This window comes from Streptomyces sp. NPDC052040, from assembly GCF_044548405.1.
Lineage (GTDB): Bacteria > Actinomycetota > Actinomycetes > Streptomycetales > Streptomycetaceae > Streptomyces.
The window spans coordinates 21,025-36,965 of sequence record NZ_JBIUBV010000013.1 but is presented as its reverse complement, the minus strand read 5'-3'; the positions used below and the strand labels follow the sequence as shown (position 1 = coordinate 36,965).

Genomic DNA, 15,941 nt, shown 5'->3' with positions numbered 1-15,941 from the left:
AGGCCCACCGATTGTTCAACGCCGGATCCCGGCGCACAGTCGATTCCAGTTCTCCGAGCCGATGCGCCGCCGGTCCGCTTCGCTGAGCTCCGCCTCTTGGAGGAACCTGCGGGTTCCGCCGCGCGGCGCCCTCTCGAAGGGATATTCGGTGGCCAGCATGATGCGGTCGGCACCGACGACCTCGGCCGCCCAGCGCAGGTAGCGGCCGCTGAACATCCCGCTCGGCGTGAGGTGGATGTTCTGTCGGAAGTACGCGGCGAGCGGCCGGTCAAGCTTCGCGACAGCGGGGATCTTCTCGATCCGTTCCAGGTAGAACAGCACGGTCTCGCCCCAGTGCCCGACGATCACCTGCAAGCCGGGATACCGGTCGAAGACGCCGCTGAGGATGAGGCGCAGCAACTGCACCCCGCTGTCGTGGTGCCAGCCGAGGCCGAAGGTCGCAAACGCTGCGTCGGCTGCGTCGCCCAGGCCGTGGTAGTAGGCCGCGCGGACCTGAGGCGGCGGTGACTGAGGGTGCAGATACAGCGGCGCACGCAGTGCTTCCGCGGCTTCGAAGATCGGCCGGAAGTCCGGGTGGTCGAGGGTGCGTTCGCGAGTGCGGCAGAACACCAACGCACCGTCGAGTCCCAGTTCCGTGACGCCGCGCCGCAGTTCATCGGCTGCCGCGGCCGGGTCCGGGGTGGCGAGGGTGGCGAAGCCCCGGAACCGGTCGGGGCGGGCTCGTACGGTGGCGGCGAGGAGGTCGTTGGTTGACGTCTGGAGCGCGACGGCGTCGGCGCGTTCGAGGTTCTGCACCCCGGGGGTGGACAGGGACAGGACCTGGACGTCGAGCCCGGTGTCGTCCCTCGCCCTCAGGCGTTCGTCGTCCAGATCGACCAGGAGCCGGGCCGACTCCCTGGGGCGAGGGCACCAGTGCGAGGTCCTGGTGGTGTGGGTCAAGGGCGCGCCTGGCGCGGATCACGTGCGGGGTGACGAAGTGTTCTTCCAGCCCGATCGTCTTCATCTCGACTCCTTGGGCGAGCGGTCAGTGCTCAGGTCTGCCGCAGTTCTTCGGCGAACAGCTCGTCGACCGTGCGCGGGGCAGAGGACAGGCCCTGCTCACAGGAGTACCGCAGGAAGGTCTTCAAGGCTGTGCGATTGGCGTCCACGCCGTAGGGGAACCAGTCTTCGTCGAACAGTGCACGGTTTTCCTCGAAGAGTTGGTACATCCACGGCACCATCGTGGTGACCTGGAAGAGACGTCGCATATCGCGATACGACTGGGCTGCGTCGTCCTTGGCCGTGCGGAAGCCCTGATACAGGCGCTGGGCCAGGCCGGGATTCGCTTCGAGCAGTTCGCGGCGCAGGACGACCGTGTGCATCATGGGGAAGATGCCGGTGCGGCGGTACCAGTCGCGTTCGCGGGCTTCGTGGTCGGGGAACAGCGGTGCGATGTTCGGTGAACCGGCGAGGTAGGGCGTGGGTGCGTTGGAGGCGAAGAGCGCGTCGATCTCGCCACGGTCGAGCATGTCGGCAAGGGTGCGATCCGGCGGCGCGAAACCGACCTCGACGTTGTCCGGGTGGGGGTGTGTGGTGAACTCGAAACCGGCAGGCAGTGGTGTTTCGAGTCCGCCGACGATCCAGCGGTTCGTCGCCGGAGCGAAGCCGTGGTCCTCGGACAACATGCCCTTCGCCCAGATCCCCGAGTCCTGGCCGTACATGCCGAACTCACCGATCGTGCGCCCGGTGAGGTCCTCCGGACCGTCGATCCCCTTGGACGTGTTGACGAAGACGCAGGAGTGCCGGAACACCCGTGCAGGGAACACGGGCAGGGCGACGAGATCGGTACCGGCGTCCCGCGCCCGCAGATAGTGGGTGAGGCCGAACTCGGCAACGTCGAACCGGCCGGATGCCAGGCCCGCGAAGATCTCCGGGATGGCGGGGCTGTGCAGGGTGACGTCGATGCCGTCGAAGGAGACAGAGCCGTCGAACAGGCCTCGCGTGTTGTCGTAGCGGGTGACGGCGATATCGAGATGGGGGAGGGACACTGCGGAGTCCTTGGTTCGGTGAATGGGGTACGACTGGTGCCGAGCGACGCGCCACGCTCGCCCGGCTCTGCCCGCTTCCGATGGGGCGGGGCGGCTGTCCTGGTGCCGTGGGCCTGCTCCCGGGTCGCGCGCGGTCACCCCAGCCCACCTGGCCGTCTGACCGGGTGATCACCGGCTCGGCAGCGGCCGACCGGATCGGCTCCACTCCACCGAGCACAAGCCTGCGCAGCGAGCCCGCCTGCTACCTGCCGGGCGGGAAGGGCTGAGCCCGGCAGGGTCGACGTGCCCTTGGGCGCTCAGGTGTCGAGCAGTTCGGGGGCGATGATCTCCTCGACCGTCCAACGACGTGCCGACAGGCCCTGCTCGTAGTGGTAGCGCAGGAAGGTGTCCAACGCGGTGAAGTTCGCGGACACGCCGTAGGGCCACCAGTCCTCACCGAACAACCGATCGTTTTCCTCCATGAGCGCGTTGGCCCAGGGCAGCATGACCGGTGACTGATAGAGGCGACGAAACTTCCGGTAGCGCTCTGCACCGGCTTCCTTGGCGTCGTAGAAAGCGGTGTACACGGCCCGGGCGAGGCCGGGACTGGCCTCCAGCAGATCCTTTCTGGCCACGACCAGGTGACTCATCGGGAAGTTCCCGGTCCGGCGGTAGTAGTCCCGCTCGACCGGCACGTAGTCCGGGAACAGCCGGGAGACGTTCGGGGAGCCGTCCAGGAACGGCTGCGGGACGTTCGAGGTGAACAGGGCGTCGATCTCGCCGCGGTCGAGCATGTCGGAGAGGGTGCGTCCCGGTGGTGCGAACGTGACCTCGACGTCGTCCGGGTGCGGATGCGTGGTGAACTCGAACCCCTTCGGCAGCGGTGTCTCGAGACCGCCGATCACCCACCGGTTGCGTTCGGGCCGGAAACCGTGCTCGTCGGCGAGGATCCCCTTGATCCAGACGCCGGGATCCTGGCCGTACACACCGAACTCACCGATCGTCTTGCCGACGAGATCCGCAGGACCGGTGATGCCGCTGCCCGTATGGACGAACACGGACGAATGCCGGAACAGCCGCACCGGGAACGCCGGAATGCCCACGAGCGGAACCCCCTGGTCAAGGGCCCTCAGGAAGAAGGTCAGCCCCAACTCCGACACATCCACGCCCTCGCCACGCAGGATCCGCTCGAAGATCTCGGTCAGGACCGGCGCGGTCGACATCGTCGTGCTGCCCACGCCGTCCACCGTCACCGACCCGTCGAACAGGGCCGACGTGTGGTCGTACGGGAAACTCCCCATACGCAGGTCCACCTTGCTCATGTGCTGCTCCTTCCGTCGCTGGTTGCACTCCTCATCGTCACGGCGGACACGGACGTGCAGCCAACACCGATCCGGTTGGCTCGATACCGGATCGGTATGGTGGGGCGGTGGACCTGCGCGCCCTGAGGTACTTCGTCGCCGTCGCCGAGGAACGGAACATCGGCCGAGCCGCCGACCGGCTGCGGATGACGCAACCACCGCTGAGCAGGGCCATGCACCGGCTCGAAGCCGATCTCGGCGCCACCCTGCTGGACCGCACCGCCGGTGGGGTGGAACTGACCCGGGTCGGCCGGATCCTCTACGACGACGCCCTGGCGCTGCTGGAGTACGCCGACCGGCTCGAGGCCCGCGTACGATCGGCCGCCGGCCGCACCACCCTGACCGTCGGGTCGCTGGCCGACACCGCAGAACTCGTGGGAGGCCGGATCGTCCCCGCGTTCCGGGAACACCACCCCAACGTGTCGGTGCACGTTCACGAAACCGACCTCGGCGATCCCAGCGCCGGGCTACGGGCCGGGCTGGTGGATGTCGCACTGACCCGACTGCCGTTCGAGGACACCGGGCTGCACAGCCATGTCCTGCATGCCGAACCGGTGGGACTCGTCGCCCGCGAGGACGACCCGCTCGTCCGACAGACGTCGGTACGGCTGGCCGACCTGCCCGGCCGGCGATGGGTGCAGCTGCCCCCGGACACCGACCGCGTGTGGAGCGCGTATTGGACCGGGCCCGCGACTCCAGGCGCTCAAGAAGCCCCGGTGCGCACCATTCAGGAAGCCCTTCAGGCGGTCCTGTGGAACGGCATGTCGGCGCTCGCCCCGCTGGACCAGCTGCTACCCGCCGGACTGGTCACCATCCCCGTCACCGACCGCCCGCCCAGCCGACTGGTCCTCGCCTGGCCAGAAGCCGACCCGCCCCCGCTGGTCCGTTCGTTCGTACGCATCGCAGCCGCGACCTTCCACCGCAAGGACACGCACTCCACCTGAGAGAGCCGATGCCGATCGGCAGCAATGTGCCCGGGAGTGTTGTGGTCCGAAGCAGCGGTGTCGCGCCGAGCGACGTCGAGTGTCTGCGCCTACGACCGAACTGGCGGATAGGCTCGGCCACGTCCGTGAGATCGCCGAAGCCCTTCTTCCGGGCACCGAGGAGCCGTTGATGTGCCACCCGGACCCGCGGTATGCCGCACGGCTCGCCACGTATGGAACAGTGGCCACGCGCCTGTCCCTGCTGAGCGACCGTCGGCTCGGCGAGATGGTGGCCGCCGCAGTCCCGCTCGGGTCCGGCGTCGGCGGCAGGTCTTCGGAGTTGGACGTTGATGGCACGAGGGCGTTCGTCAAGCGGGTCCCGCTGACGGACCGCGAGCTGCTGCCGGAGAATGCGCGGTCGACGGCAAACATCTTCGGACTGCCGATGTTCTACCAGTACGGTGTGGGCTCGGCGGGGTTCGGAGCCTGGCGAGAGCTCGCCGTGCACGTCATGACCACCAACTGGGTCCTCGGGAAGGAGTATGAGGGCTTTCCACTGATGTACCACTGGCGCATCCTGCCCGACTCTCCTCCCGAAGGGTTCGCCGACGAGTTCGGGGGCATCGACGGGGCGGTCGCGCATTGGGAAGGATCATCGGCCGTGCGCGAGCGCCTGGAGGCCATCGGCCGGTCCTCGTCCAGCCTCGTCCTCTGCTTGGAGCACGTCCCGCAGACACTCGGCAACTGGCTGCACGACTACCGGAGCGCCGCTTCGGAGGGCGGGGAGGGCTCGCCGGACCCATGGGTGGAGGAGGCCCTGGCGCGAGGGACCGCCTTCATGAGTTCGCACGGACTCGTCCACTTCGACGCGCACTTCGCCAATATCCTGACTGACGGTCAGCTACTGTACTTCGCGGACTTCGGTCTCGCCCTGAGCTCCGGTTTCGAACTATCGCCAACCGAGGCAGAGTTCCTCTCCGCCCATCTCGCCTATGACCGCACCTACACCGCGAGCCATCTGCTCCGCCACCACCTGCCCGATGGTCTGCGCGGCGATAAGGAGTATGGGGCGTTCCTGGGCGAGTGGATCGCCGGCCGGCGACCGGATGGCGTCCCACGCGAGATCGCCGGGATCATCGACCGACATTCCCGAGCTGCCGTGGTCATGGACGAATTCGCCCGCCGTCTGCTCACCGAGACCAAACGGACGCCATTTCCGACTGCCGAGATCGAGCGAGCCTGGCACACCACCTCGGTCGCGGTGCCTCGCTGAGGCGGCCAGGCTTCCACAGCGGATCACGGTCAAGACGGCTGCTTCGCTGCGGGCTGCGGGCGCCAGGGGCGGTCGAGTCGGACGCCTGCGGCCGCTGCGACCCGGTCGCGGGAGGCAGCCAGGCGCTTCTTCAACGCGGGCAGGTCTACGCCGACCAGGGCGCCGTCCCGTTTGACGATGCGGCCGGCGACCAGGACGGTGTCGACGAGACCGGGGTGGCCTTGGATGACGATGGTGGCGGCCGGGTCGGTGACGGGGCAGACGGTGATGTCGGCGGCGCGCAGCGGGATGATGTCGGCATCCTTGCCGGGTGCGATGCTGCCGGTCCGGGCGGCGAGTCCGCAGGAAGCGGCGGCGTCGATGGTGGTGAATTCCAGCAGGTCCCGGGAGTTGAGGCCGCCGTCCAGGCCGCGCTGGACGGCGAAGGCGGTACGCAGAGTGGAGAACATGTCGCCGCCGACGAGGCGACGTCGTCGATGGACAGCGTCGGACGCAGACCGGCGGCCAGCGCCCGGCCGGTCATCGGCCAGCCGAAGCCCATCTTCAGCTCGACGTCGGGGCTGATCGAGATCGAGCAGCCCGCGTCGGCGAGCATCCGCAGCTCTTCGTCGCTGATGCCGTTGGCGTGCACGTATGTGGTGGTGTCCCGCAGCAGCCCGTGCTCATACAGGTCGGCGACGGGGCGCTGCGTCCCGTCGGAGCCGGTGTGCAGGCTGGTGCGCAGCCCCAGCTCGGCGGCCAGCCTCAGCTCCCGGGCAACGGTGTCCATGCTCGTGTCTTCGGGACCGCGCAGCCCCCAAGTCATGGTGACCAGGCCACCGTCGGTGAGTTCGGAGCGGAAGCGGTGAATGGCGGTGTCGACGGAGTCGGGGGTGGCCCATCCGGCGCCGAGGCAGAAGATCGAGCGCCCCGGCACATCGCGCAGCGCCGCGACGGCGGCGTCCTCGCTCGCTGATCCGCGGCTACCGGGCGCTGATCGACCCCGCCGCGGTCGGCCGCAGCCTGCGTGTGTTCGCCGGAGTCCGGCTGATGCGGCACACCCGGGCGGACGTGATCGCGTTCGAGCGCGGAATCACCCAACTGCCCCAGGTGGCCGCCTGCCACCACATCACCGGCAACTTCGACTACCTGCTCCAGGTCGACGTCGCCGATCTGCCCGCCTATGAGGACTTTTACGCCAACCAGCTGGCCGCCCTGCCCGGCGTGGCCACGGTGACCAGCTACGTCACCATGAAGACCCTTTCGCCCGACACCGCATGACACGCCTGCCCTGACCCCGGCGGGTCCGCCGTTCCCGCCGGATCTGTCCACCGGCATGTATCCCTCACCCAAGAGCCGTCCGAGTCTGCCGCCGCAGGCCGCGGAGAAGGCCGCCGCGAGGGGCGTGCGCGGTGGACCGTCGGCGAAGCGTTCCGCGGGCCTGACGGGACCGGGGAGTGGTGGTGGTCTTCCTCGTGCCGCGGCAGATGGCGGTGCTGCGGTGCTGACGGATGAGGCGTCAACGCCACAGCGTATAGGTGGAGTTGCGCTGTTACGGAATGCGGACAGACCGGAGGGAACAACGCCGATCCCGGCGTCATCTCATGGGGTGCAGCGACACAGTCGATGCGGTCGGCCGCCCCGCGGGAGCAAAGGGGAGGTACCGCGTCCTGAACAGACCATGGGGGAGTTTTCATCATGACCACACACCGCGCCCGCCGTACCGCCCGTTCCGCCGCTCTGGCCGCCGTCACCGCCGCACTGACGCTGGGGCTGACCGCATGCGGCGGCACCGACGACTCGAAGGCGGCGGGCAGCGACCACACCGCGGACACCGCGCAGAGCCGGACTGCGTCCCACGACAAGGGCACCACGGAGCAGGCCAACACCGCCGGTGACACCGGGAAGGGGACGGGCTCGGCGGCCGCCTCGGGCGCGGGCAAGGCTGCGGGCAAGGGCGCGACCGCCGCTGCCCAGCAGTGCCGCGGAGACGAGTTGCTGGTCACCGCGGTGCACCGGTTCGCCGGACAGCAGGGCGACCACCTGCTGGTCACCGCGTCCAACCAGGGCCCCAAGCCGTGCTGGGTGACCTCGTACCCGGCCGTGAAGCTCGGCCAGGACATCGATGTCGCCGCACTGCCGCACTCGAAGAAGGACAATCCGGGCGGCACCAAGCACATCACGCTCCAGCCCCGAGGCACGGTGTACAGCGCGGTCACTCTCTTCGACTACGGCTCGAAGAACCACACCGCGAACTCGTTCGCCATCGCGCTGCGCGGCGCGGACGGCCACGTCGGCCCCTACTACTCCGTCGACGTCAAGGGCCAGAAGCCGCAGTTCACCTGGAACGAGGCCGATGTCCTGAACTGGAACACCGAAAAGCCGTACAACTTCTGATGTTCCGGCCACTGCTGACGTGACATCAGCATCGAGGATGTCCACGGTCGGCAACTCGGAAGAACTCCCGACTGCGGAGCCGCCCGAGGCGTGCTGACGAGCCTTCCACGGTCACCGGCCGCCGGTCACTGGCCGCCGTCTGATGGGTTGTTGGCGGGCCGTTGGGCCATTGCCTCGATGCCTGGGCCGAGCCTGTGTACGAACAGAACCGAACTGAGGTGTCCGTCATGCGTGAGATCGAGATCAAGCCTGTGTCCGTCAAGCGGGAAGAGCGCCGCACCAGCGCCTTCAACAAGAGGTGACCATATGGCGGGCCGGCGCCGCATCTGCCGGCGCCGACCCGTTCCCCAGTGGGAGGAGCGGACGTGCGGCTGAGGCGGGTCAGAGGTTTGACGTGCTACTGGCACCGGGAGGGCTTTGTCGCCCATGCCTACCGGGGGCACGCGCCGGTCGCACTGCACCCCTCGGCCGCCGAGGTCCTCACCGCCTTTGGCACCTGGACCACTCCCGCCCAAGCGGCCGAAGCTCTGGACCACCTGCATCCCGAGACGGTGGTGAAGGCGGCCGGAGCCCTGCTCGAATGCGGTCTGCTGGCCGCGGAAGGCAGCCCCGAGGCCGAAGAGGACGAGCGCTTGGGGGAAGCCTGGGACCCTGGTCACCGGAGGCATCCTTCTTCCACTACGTCACGCGCGATGTCCCCTTCGAGGCAGCCACCCCCGAGCTGCGCCAGCACCTCACCCGCGACGGGCGTCCGGCGCTGTTCACCGAGTATCCCGACGCCGACCGCATCCTGCTGCCCCGGACACCGGACCCTCGCCTGTCCGCACCGCTGGAGCAGACCCTCTATCGCAGGCGCACGCACCGCTCCTTCAGCGCCCAGCCGGTGAGCCTGCACGATCTCGCGGTCCTGCTCCGTACCGTCTTCGGCGCTGCCGACTTCATCGACGGCTTCGAGTACGGGGCCCTCATCCGGCGCGCCAGCCCCTCCGGTGGAGCCCGGCACGAACTCGACGCCTATCTCGCCGCCCCCAACGTCACCGGTATCCCCGCCGGTCTGTTCCACTACAACACCCGCGAACACAGCCTGGAACTGCTGCGCGAAGGCTTCACCCACACCGAAGCCGAGGCCCTGTGCGCGCACCAGGAGGGCACCGGCCAAGCGGCCTTCATCGTCTTCGCGATCGCTGCCTGGGAACGTATGCGCGCAAAGTACCGACACCCCCGTGCCTACCGGGTCAGCCATCTGAACGCCGGACACCTCGGGCAGACCTTCGCCCTGGCCGCCACCGCCCTGGGCCTCGGCCCCTTCCAGAGCGCCGCCTTCGACGACACCGCCGTCGAAGACAGCCTCGGGCTCGACAGCGCCACCCACAGGACCCTCTACGCCCTCGCTGCGGGACATCCGGCCCCCGACACTCCGACCGACACCGCCGACCTGAACGCCTTCCGCCACACGGCCCTCCGCCACGGACAACCGGGACGCCCTGACACCTGACCCCGTCGGAACACGGCCCAGGTCTGCTGTGGGGACAGGTGGGTGACGCGACCGGCTGGTGTGCGGCCGCCGGTTCTGCATCCCAGTGGGGCGGCCCCCTCGCCAGCCTTCAGCCGAGTTGCTCGGCCAGTCCGACGATGATCCCCTCGGGGCCGCGGACGTAGCACAGCCGGTAGCTGTCCTCGTACTGTGCCAGCTCGCCGACGAGTTCGGCGCCGTGGGTGCGCAGGCGGGCAACGGTGTCTTCAATGTCATCGACGGCGAACATGACGCGGTGCGTGCCCAGAATGTTGTGCGGCCGGTTGCGCGGCCCGGCACTGATCGCCTCGGGGCTGTGGTACTTCGCGAGCTCGAGCCGACTGTGACCGTCCGGGGTGCGGACCATCGCGATGTCGCAGCGGACGCCGTCGAGTCCGGTGCACTGGTCGGCGAAGAGGCCTTCGACCTCCGCCCTGCCTTCCAGCTCCATACCGAGCTCCACGAAGAACGCAATGGCGGCATCCATGTCCTCGACGACGATGCCGACGTTGTCCATCCGCTGAACCGCCATGCTGGTCCCGCCTTCTTCCTCGTGCAGCCGGTGGTGGCCGCTGATGTCCCTGGGACGGAGCCGGCGGCACGTTCCCTCCATCCTGCACCACGAGTCCCGGCGAGGCGCCGACGACGGAGCAGATCCATACGGCCGCCGGGATGCCGCCGTAGCCCATGAAACCGTCATCGCCTCCGTGCGGGACTTCCTTGCCCGGCTCCCGACCCGCGCCGAGGACCGCACCGGACACGAGCCCACCGTCCGGAGTCCCGGCGGTGGCGTCAGCGTCCGTCACAGCATGACGTGCTTGACCTGGGTGTAGTCGAGCAGACCGGTGAGGGAGAGGTCGCTGCCGTAGCCGGAGTGGCGTACGCCGCCGTGTGGCATCTCCGAGACCGTCGTGCCATGGGTGTTCACCCAGACGATGCCGGTGTGCAGTGCTCGGCTGGCGCGCATCGCCCGGTCGTGGTCACGGGTCCAGACGCTCGCGGCCAGCCCCTGGGGGACGTCGTTCGCCATGCGGAAGGCCGCGGCCTCGTCGGCGAACTGCTGCACGGTGACCACCGGGCCGAACACCTCGCCGCGCACGATCTCGTCGTCCTGCCGGACCCCGGCGACCACCGTCGCCCGGTGGAAATAGCCCGGGCCGTCCTGGGCCGTGCCTCCGGCGACGACCTCGGCGTGCCCCGGCAGTCGCTCCAGCATGCCGCGCACCGAGGCCAGTTGGGAGGCGCCGACGAGTGGGCCGAAGTCGGTTCTTGGGTCGTCGGGGGCTCCGGTGACCCGCCGCGCGGCCTGCCGGGCGAAGGCGTCCAGGAAGGCGTCGTGGATCCGCCGGTGGACGAGGATCCGGGTGGGGGCCGTGCAGTCCTGGCCCGCGTTGTAGAAGGACAGGTATGACAACTGTTCGACGGCGTCGTCGAGATCGGCGTCCTCGTGGATCAACACAGGTGCGTTGCCGCCGAGTTCGAGATGCAAGCGCTTCAGGTCGGCGGCCGCGGCGGCGGCGATCTCCTGCCCGGCACGGACGCTGCCGGTGACGGCGACCAGCCGGACGTCGGGGTGCACGACGAGACGCCGTCCGGTGCCGCGGTCGCCGCACACCACGTTGAGCACGCCGGGCGGCAGATGTCCGGCCGCCAGCCGGGCGAGGAGCGCGGTGGACGAGGGAGTGGTGTCGGACGGCTTCAGGACGACGGTGTTGCCCGCGGCCAGCGCCGGGGCGATCTTCCAGACGGCCATCATCAGCGGGTAGTTCCACGGCGTGATCTGGGCGCAGACGCCGACCGGCTCGCGGCGCAGCACCGAGGTGCGGTCCGGTGTGTACTCGGCGGCCGCGGCGCCCGGCAGGTTCCGTGCCGCTCCGGCGAAGTACCTGAGGACGTCCACGATCGCCGGCAGTTCGTCGGCCAGGAACAGCGCGCGGGGCTTGCCCGTGTCCGTGACCTCCGCCCGGGTCACGGCCTCCGCCTCCCGCTCCAGGGCGTCGGCGATCCGCAGCAGCGCGACCTGCCGCTGGGCCGGGGTCGTGGCCGACCAGTCCGGGAAGGCGTCCCGGGCGGTCCGGCAGGCCGTGTCCACGTCCTCGGCGCCGGACAGCGGCGCCGTGCCGTGCGGGAGCGCGGTGGCCGGGTCGATCAGCTGGAGGGTCGACCCGTAGGCGGCCGGGACGTCCTTGCCGCCGATGTGGTTGAGGACGGTCGTCGGGGGAGTGGTGTCAGCCACGGCGCAGCGCCTCCTCGGCGGCGGCACGACCGGTGCGGACCGCGCCCTCCATGTATCCGGCGACCCACTGGTCGGAGCCGCACACGTAGAACGGTGGCTCGTGCGTGCCGTGCAGCGGGCCGACCGCCAGCACTTCGCCCGGCGGCCACTGGGTCACGTAGCCCTGGGTCCACGGGTCGGAGCCCCACAGCCGCAGATGGCAGGAGGCCGGGTGCAGCGCCTCGTCCCCGAACATGCCGGCGATCTCGGCGAGCAGTTCGGGTGTGCGCAGGTGGGGCGGGGTGCCGAGCAGCACCCCGTAGCGCTCGGGCGGCACCAGAGCCGACAGGACGCCCGTGTTCTGCGGCCAGGTGCTGCCCAGGACGCCCTCTGTCTCGGAGAGGCCGCTCAGATCGTCGTCCCGCCAGAAGGGGCGGTTGTACACGGCGGTGAACTTCGCGGCGACCGCCTGGCGCTGGCGGTGCAGGGAGGCGAGGCGGGCCTCGCTCACTCCGCTGACGGCGACGGAGCGCAGCGGTCCCACGGGCAGGGCGCTCACCACGGCGGTCGCGGTGACGACCTCGCCGGTGGCCAGCCGCACCGCGCAGCGGCCGGGGCGGACGTCCACGGCGGACACCGGGGAGCCGAGCCGGATCCGGGGTCCCAGCTCACGGCCGAGGACCTCGGCGAGGGTTGCCGAGCCCGCGGCGAGCCGCAGCCCCTCCCAGGCGTCGTAGTCGTAGTCGCCGGCCGGGCCGGGTACGGCGGCGCTCTTGCGGAGCGCGGCCAGCAGCGAGATCCGCTCGTAGGACCCTCCGGCCAGGGCGAGTTGGCCGATCTCCCACAGCCGTACCACGGCGGGGGTGGCGTGCCGGTCACGCAGCCAGTCGTTGACGGACAGCCGGTCCAGGGCGGCGGCCTCCGGGTGGGACCAGGGGTCGCCGGGGTCGACCGTGGCGGCGAGCGCGGCGAACTCCGTGCCGAGTTTGCTGTGCAGGGAGTCGTCCGAGGGGCCGAACCAGTGCGGGGGAGCCCCGGCCGAGAGGCCCTCGGGGGTGGCCCGGGTGAGGCGGCCGGGTTCGGCCACATAACTCGGGACGAGTTCCAGGCCGAGTTCCCCGGCGAGCCCGAGGTAGGCGGTGTGCGCCCGGCCGACCACCTCGCCGCCCAGCTGCACGCTGCGGCCGTCGGGTGTGCGGGTCTGCTCGACCCGGCCGCCGACGCGGTCCCGGGCCTCCAGGACGAGCACGTCGGTGCCGGCGGATGCCAGGTCCCGGGCGGCGGCGAGCCCGGCGAGCCCCGCGCCGAGCACGATCACGTCGTGGTGCATGAGCTTCGCTTTCGTGAGGGGGAGTGCGTGGAGGGAGGAGCCGGGGGAGCGCAGGACGGCGGGAGCGACGGGGCGGTGCCCGGCCGGGAGGTCAGGCGAGCACCAGGCAGTGCTCGGGCCGCCAGCCGAACTCCACCGTCTCGCCGCCGCTCCAGCGGTCCTCCATCCGGGCGCGGTCGGTGTTCTGCTCCAGCACCGACAGGGTGACGCCCGGGGCGAGTTCGATCAGATAGGTGGTGGTGGGGCCGCTGTAGACGGTCTCGCGGAGGACACCCCTCTGCATCGACATGCCCGGTTCGAAGTCCGAGAGCCAGATCTTCTCCGGGCGTACGGACACGCTCACCTCGGCACCTTCGGCAATGCCCGCGCGCGGGCCGACGGCCAGCGCGGGTCCTGCGTCCAGGGCGACCTCACCGCCGTGGTAGGTGCCGCTCATCAGGTTGGAGGTGCCCATGAAGGACGCCACGAACCTGGTGGCGGGATGCTCGTAGATGTCCTCGGGGGTGCCGCACTGCTCGATCCGTCCGTCGTTCATCACGGCGATCCGGTCGGACATGGTCAGCGCCTCGTCCTGGTCGTGGGTGACGAACACGAAGGTGATGCCGACCTCGCGCTGGATCTGCTTCAGTTCCACCTGCATCTGGCGGCGCAGCTTCAGGTCGAGGGCGGCCAGCGGCTCGTCGAGCAGCAGCACGGCGGGACGGTTGACCAGCGCGCGGGCGAGCGCGACGCGCTGGCGTTGGCCGCCCGAGAGGGTACGCGGTCTGCGGTCTGCGAGGCCGCCGAGCTGGACCAGCTCCAGCATCTCGCCGACGCGCTGTCGTGTCTCGGCCTTGGCGACGCCCTTGCGCTTGAGGCCGAAGGCGACGTTGTCCGCGATGCTCAGGTGGTCGAACAGCGCGTAGCTCTGGAAGACCGTGTTGACGTTGCGCAGGTTCGGCGGCAGCGCGGTCACGTCCTCACCGGCGAGCAGCACCGTGCCCTCGGTGGGGTCGCTGAACCCGCCGATCATGCGCAGCGTGGTGGTCTTGCCGCAGCCGGAGGGGCCCAGCAGCGAAAAGAAGTGGCCGGCTTCGATGTCGAGGTCGAGGCGGTGGACGGCGTAGGAGTCCGCGAACTGCTTGGAGACGCCGTCGAGCCGGACTGCGGGGGGCACGTCCATGGGTCACTCTCCGGAGAGTATGTCGAGGCCGCCGCGGCGGCCGAAGAGGCGCGGGATGAACAGTGCGAGGGCGATCAGGCAGATGGATCCCGCAAGCATCAGCGTGCCGACGGCGTTGATGGTCGGCTGCACTCCGAAGCGGACGGCCGAGTAGATGCGCACGGACAGCGGCTGGGGGTCGACGCCGGTGGTGAAGTAGGCGAGCACGAAGTCGTCGAAGACCAGCGCGAAGATCAGTACGGCGGCGGCGAGCACGGCGGGCAGCAGTGCAGGCAGGGTGACCAGGCGGACGGACTGCCAGCGGGTGGCGCCCAGGTCCATCGCGGCCTCCTCCACCTCCGGGTTGAGCGCCGCCACCCGGGAGCGGAGGATCACCGTGACGTAGGAGATGGAGAAGGTGATCTCGGCGAGCATCACCGTGCCGGTGGACAGCGGGATGCCCAGGCCCTTGAACAGCAGCATGGAGGCCACGCCGGTGACGATCTCCGGGGTGATCAGCGGCACCAGCATGACCAGTCCGGCCATCGAGCCGAGCCGGGTGCGGCAGCGGACCAGGCCGAGGGCGAGGGCCACGCCGAGGACGACCGATCCGGCCGTGGCGACCAGCGAGATGCGCAGGCTGGTGCCGAGCGACGAGATGAGGAGATCGTCGTGGACGAATGCCCGGTACCAGCGCAGGCTGAACCCGCTGAAGACGGTCAGGGATTTCTGGGAGTTGAAGGAGAACAGCGCCACCACGGCGATGGGCAGATAGAGCAGGGCGAGGAACAGCCCGGTCACGGCGAACAGGACACGAGGGCGGCGGTTGGCGCGCCCGCGGCGCCCCCGTTCGCGTGACGTCGCAGGGGTGGGGGGCGCCGCGGGGGGCGTCTTGAGCAGGGTCATGGGCGGGCCTCCGCCTCGTCCTTGCGGGTGCGCCGCAGATAGCCGAACATCCCGACCAGCAGCACCAGCATCAGCAGCATGGTGAGCGCCGAGCCCAGCGGCCAGTTCTGGCCCTGGAAGAACTTGTCCTGGATCAGGTTGCCGATCATGATCTGGTCCGGGCCGCCCATGAGCTGGGCGCTGACGAAGTCGCCCATGGCGGGCAGGAACACCAGGACCAGCCCGGCCGCCGCGCCCTGCCGGGTGGCGGGCAGGGTGACGAAGAAGAAGGTGCGCACGGGGCCGCCGTACAGGTCGCGTCCGGCCTCGATGAGCGAGACGTCCAGCCGTTCCAGGGCCGCGTACAACGGGATGATCATGAAGACGACAAAGCCGTAAACCAGTCCCGCGACCACGCCGAAGCCGGTGTTGAGTATCTTCGTGCCGCCGTCGGCAAGCCCGATGGCGCGCAGCGTGCGCAGCACCGGTCCGTCGTCGGAGAGGACCACCGACCAGCCGTACATGCGCACGAGGTAGTTGGCGAAGAACGGCACCACGATGGCCGCGATCAGCGCGTGTTTGAAGCGTCCGCCGTGCAGCGCGATCGTGTACGCCACCGGATAGGCGATCAGCAGGGAGATCAGGCAGGTCAGCAGGGCGTAGCCGAGGGAGCGTGCCAGCACCTCGGTGTAGGCGGGGTCGGCGAGGGCGCGCAGGCCGGAGAGGTCGAAGCCGAAGCGCGGATTGCCGAGTTCGTCGGTGGTGCCGACCGCGAGCACGCCGACGAGCACCAGCGAGGCGATCAGGAACCCGGTCATCCACAGGGTGCCGGGCAGCATGAACCAGACCCAGATGCGGTTGCCGGCGGTGTCCGGGCAGCGCTTTCGCCTGCGTGCGGAGCGGGAGAGAAGTGGCATG

Annotated in this window: 15 protein-coding genes; 5 read left to right on the top strand and 10 right to left on the bottom strand. The window is 69.8% G+C overall.

Annotation, left to right across the window (positions count from 1 at the left end):
• Positions 1–15: 15 nt before the first annotated feature.
• The 3 genes from ACIHAA_RS23565 to ACIHAA_RS23555 all read right to left on the bottom strand — a co-directional run bounded on the left by ACIHAA_RS23565 (position 16) and on the right by ACIHAA_RS23555 (position 3,328).
• Positions 16–939 (bottom strand): amidohydrolase family protein, encoded by a 924-nt coding sequence (locus tag ACIHAA_RS23565; RefSeq protein WP_399820274.1) that lies wholly within the window; start codon positions 937–939, stop codon positions 16–18.
• Between the two features lie 92 nt (positions 940–1,031).
• On the bottom strand, positions 1,032–2,027 hold the full coding sequence (locus ACIHAA_RS23560; RefSeq protein ID WP_399820272.1) for an ABC transporter substrate-binding protein: 996 nt from the start codon (positions 2,025–2,027) through the stop codon (positions 1,032–1,034).
• A 296-nt stretch (positions 2,028–2,323) separates the two neighbouring features.
• The gene (locus tag ACIHAA_RS23555) at positions 2,324–3,328 is read right to left on the bottom strand and encodes a 4,5-dihydroxyphthalate decarboxylase (protein ID WP_399820269.1); all 1,005 of its coding nucleotides are present in this window, start codon (positions 3,326–3,328) and stop codon (positions 2,324–2,326) included.
• A 107-nt stretch (positions 3,329–3,435) separates the two neighbouring features.
• On the opposite strand from ACIHAA_RS23555, the gene ACIHAA_RS23550 reads away from it, so the two are divergent.
• Positions 3,436–4,311 (top strand): LysR family transcriptional regulator, encoded by an 876-nt coding sequence (locus ACIHAA_RS23550; protein ID WP_399820267.1) that lies wholly within the window; start codon positions 3,436–3,438, stop codon positions 4,309–4,311.
• A gap of 169 nt (positions 4,312–4,480) precedes the next feature.
• Positions 4,481–5,563: a protein kinase family protein gene (locus ACIHAA_RS23545; protein ID WP_399820265.1), complete on the top strand. Its 1,083-nt coding sequence runs from the start codon at positions 4,481–4,483 to the stop codon at positions 5,561–5,563.
• A gap of 29 nt (positions 5,564–5,592) precedes the next feature.
• On the opposite strand, the gene ACIHAA_RS23540 is transcribed toward ACIHAA_RS23545, so the two are convergent.
• Positions 5,593–6,012, bottom strand: coding sequence for an amidohydrolase family protein (locus tag ACIHAA_RS23540; protein ID WP_399820263.1), 420 nt, complete (start codon positions 6,010–6,012; stop codon positions 5,593–5,595).
• A gap of 580 nt (positions 6,013–6,592) precedes the next feature.
• On the opposite strand from ACIHAA_RS23540, the gene ACIHAA_RS23535 reads away from it, so the two are divergent.
• From ACIHAA_RS23535 to ACIHAA_RS23525, 3 genes are all read left to right on the top strand, one after another.
• Positions 6,593–6,823: an Lrp/AsnC ligand binding domain-containing protein gene (locus tag ACIHAA_RS23535; RefSeq protein ID WP_399820261.1), complete on the top strand. Its 231-nt coding sequence runs from the start codon at positions 6,593–6,595 to the stop codon at positions 6,821–6,823.
• 417 nt (positions 6,824–7,240) lie between these two features.
• Positions 7,241–7,939 carry a DUF4232 domain-containing protein gene (locus ACIHAA_RS23530; protein ID WP_399820259.1) on the top strand — a complete coding sequence of 233 codons (699 nt, stop codon included), beginning with the start codon at positions 7,241–7,243 and terminating at the stop codon, positions 7,937–7,939.
• A gap of 580 nt (positions 7,940–8,519) precedes the next feature.
• A complete protein-coding gene (locus ACIHAA_RS23525; RefSeq protein ID WP_399820257.1) occupies positions 8,520–9,434 on the top strand; it encodes a SagB/ThcOx family dehydrogenase in 915 nt (304 codons plus the stop codon).
• Positions 9,435–9,543: 109 nt separating this feature from the next.
• Here the strand turns inward: ACIHAA_RS23525 and ACIHAA_RS23520 are convergent, their stop codons facing one another.
• The 6 genes from ACIHAA_RS23520 to ACIHAA_RS23495 form a co-directional block, all read right to left on the bottom strand.
• The gene (locus ACIHAA_RS23520) at positions 9,544–9,984 is read right to left on the bottom strand and encodes a VOC family protein (RefSeq protein ID WP_399820256.1); all 441 of its coding nucleotides are present in this window, start codon (positions 9,982–9,984) and stop codon (positions 9,544–9,546) included.
• Positions 9,985–10,254: 270 nt separating this feature from the next.
• Positions 10,255–11,688 (bottom strand): aminobutyraldehyde dehydrogenase, encoded by a 1,434-nt coding sequence (locus tag ACIHAA_RS23515; RefSeq protein WP_399820253.1) that lies wholly within the window; start codon positions 11,686–11,688, stop codon positions 10,255–10,257.
• Positions 11,681–12,997 carry a flavin monoamine oxidase family protein gene (locus tag ACIHAA_RS23510; RefSeq protein ID WP_399820251.1) on the bottom strand — a complete coding sequence of 439 codons (1,317 nt, stop codon included), beginning with the start codon at positions 12,995–12,997 and terminating at the stop codon, positions 11,681–11,683. Before ACIHAA_RS23510 ends, ACIHAA_RS23515 begins: the two co-directional genes overlap by 8 nt.
• A 91-nt stretch (positions 12,998–13,088) precedes the next feature.
• Positions 13,089–14,159, bottom strand: a complete 1,071-nt coding sequence (locus ACIHAA_RS23505; protein ID WP_399820249.1) for an ABC transporter ATP-binding protein — start codon at positions 14,157–14,159, stop codon at positions 13,089–13,091.
• Between the two features lie 3 nt (positions 14,160–14,162).
• Entirely contained in the window at positions 14,163–14,939 is a 777-nt protein-coding gene (locus ACIHAA_RS23500) for an ABC transporter permease (protein WP_399820247.1), read from the bottom strand.
• A gap of 101 nt (positions 14,940–15,040) precedes the next feature.
• Complete coding sequence (locus ACIHAA_RS23495; protein WP_399820245.1) at positions 15,041–15,940, bottom strand: ABC transporter permease; 900 nt, start codon at positions 15,938–15,940, stop codon at positions 15,041–15,043.
• Position 15,941 lies beyond the last annotated feature (1 nt).

Excerpts from the sequence above, each read along its gene's own strand:
- ACIHAA_RS23555 (WP_399820269.1), bottom strand. The coding sequence starts at position 3,328 with ATGAGCAAGGTGGACCTGCGTATGGGGAGTTTCCCGTACGACCACACG.
- ACIHAA_RS23545 (WP_399820265.1), top strand. The coding sequence starts at position 4,481 with ATGTGCCACCCGGACCCGCGGTATGCCGCACGGCTCGCCACGTATGGA.
- ACIHAA_RS23540 (WP_399820263.1), bottom strand. The coding sequence starts at position 6,012 with ATGTTCTCCACTCTGCGTACCGCCTTCGCCGTCCAGCGCGGCCTGGAC.
- ACIHAA_RS23535 (WP_399820261.1), top strand. The coding sequence starts at position 6,593 with ATGCGGCACACCCGGGCGGACGTGATCGCGTTCGAGCGCGGAATCACC.
- ACIHAA_RS23530 (WP_399820259.1), top strand. The coding sequence starts at position 7,241 with ATGACCACACACCGCGCCCGCCGTACCGCCCGTTCCGCCGCTCTGGCC.
- ACIHAA_RS23525 (WP_399820257.1), top strand. The coding sequence starts at position 8,520 with ATGCGGTCTGCTGGCCGCGGAAGGCAGCCCCGAGGCCGAAGAGGACGA.
- ACIHAA_RS23520 (WP_399820256.1), bottom strand. The coding sequence starts at position 9,984 with ATGGCGGTTCAGCGGATGGACAACGTCGGCATCGTCGTCGAGGACATG.
- ACIHAA_RS23510 (WP_399820251.1), bottom strand. The coding sequence starts at position 12,997 with ATGCACCACGACGTGATCGTGCTCGGCGCGGGGCTCGCCGGGCTCGCC.
- ACIHAA_RS23505 (WP_399820249.1), bottom strand. The coding sequence starts at position 14,159 with ATGGACGTGCCCCCCGCAGTCCGGCTCGACGGCGTCTCCAAGCAGTTC.
- ACIHAA_RS23495 (WP_399820245.1), bottom strand. The coding sequence starts at position 15,940 with ATGCCACTTCTCTCCCGCTCCGCACGCAGGCGAAAGCGCTGCCCGGAC.